Source organism: Pseudomonas sp. W2Aug9, from assembly GCF_023127755.1.
GTDB lineage: Bacteria > Pseudomonadota > Gammaproteobacteria > Pseudomonadales > Pseudomonadaceae > Aquipseudomonas > Aquipseudomonas synxantha_A.
The window spans coordinates 1-1,190 of sequence record NZ_SPKL01000036.1 but is presented as its reverse complement, the minus strand read 5'-3'; the positions used below and the strand labels follow the sequence as shown (position 1 = coordinate 1,190).

General features: G+C 59.3%; 1 pseudogene. It reads left to right on the top strand.

The features are described 5' to 3' along the window. Window positions 1–1,190, top strand: a pseudogene (locus E3O56_RS23440) (type IV secretion protein Rhs); the annotation flags it as partial.

The following is a 1,190-nucleotide window of genomic DNA, read 5'->3' as shown; positions in this document are numbered from 1 at the left end:
TGCGCTGGCGCACAGGCTTTGTGTGTCGGGCGATTCGGTGGTGTGGACCGATCATGAGAACCGCCGTACGCAGTTTCCATTGCCCAGCGACTCTCGACCCGCAATCACCAATAGCCTGGCGGAAGCAGCGATCTACTTGGGCTCGGCTCCTGATGAGTTAGTGCTGGCCCAGGCGTCGCGGTTCTATCACTTTCGCGACGGTGTACTGACTGCGGTCAGCGATGCGTATGACAACCGTCTACGCATTTTCCGTGATCATTCCGGGCGAATTGAGCGGCTGGATAACGGTGCTGGTCGCTCGCTGCTGTTGCGCTATGAGCTGGACCGCATCGTCGCAGTGGACTACCAGGTTCATCGCGCCACAGGGCGCGAGCCCTACGTCTGGGAGACCGAACAGAACGTCGTTTCCTACGCCTATGACGAAGCGGGACGACTTGTTTGCGCGACCAATGCTGTCGGAGAAAGCGAGCGTTATAGGTACGACGATCAGCACGTCATTCTTGAGCGGCAGCTGGCCGGTGGGGCGAGTTTCTTTTGGGAATGGGAGCACGCTGGCAAGGCGGCGCGTTGCGTTCGGCATTGGGCGAGTTTTTCCCAGATGGACACGCGTTATGCCTGGGGGGATGACGGGCGTGTCACCGTACATAACGCCGATGGCAGCCAGGAAGTGTATGTCCACGACGACCGAGCGCGATTGGTGCAGCGCATCGATCCGGACGGCGCGCAGCATTTCAAATCCTACGATGCCAAGGGGCGGCTGACCGTCGAGCAGGATCCGCTGGGCGCGGTGATGGCGTATCAGTACGACGAAGCCGGACGCTTGGTGGCGTTGTTTCCCGGGGATGATGAGCCGACCTCCTACGAACATGACAACGGCTTCGTACGGGTTGTAAGGCGCGGCGAGGCTGTCTGGAAATACGAGCGTAATGAGCAAGGCGATATTACGCGTAGGATCGATCCTGACGGCGAGGTTACCGATTACAGCTACAACAAACACGGGCAACTGACCGGAGTTTGGTACCCCGATCACAGCTGCCATCGGCTGGTGTGGAATGAGCGTGGGCAGTTGCTGGAAGAGCAATTGCCCAATGGCGGGATCAAGCGTTATCGCTATGACGACCTGGGGCGACAGATTGCCCGCGAGGATGAACACGGCGCGCAGACAGTCTATGAATGGGACAGCGTCGGTA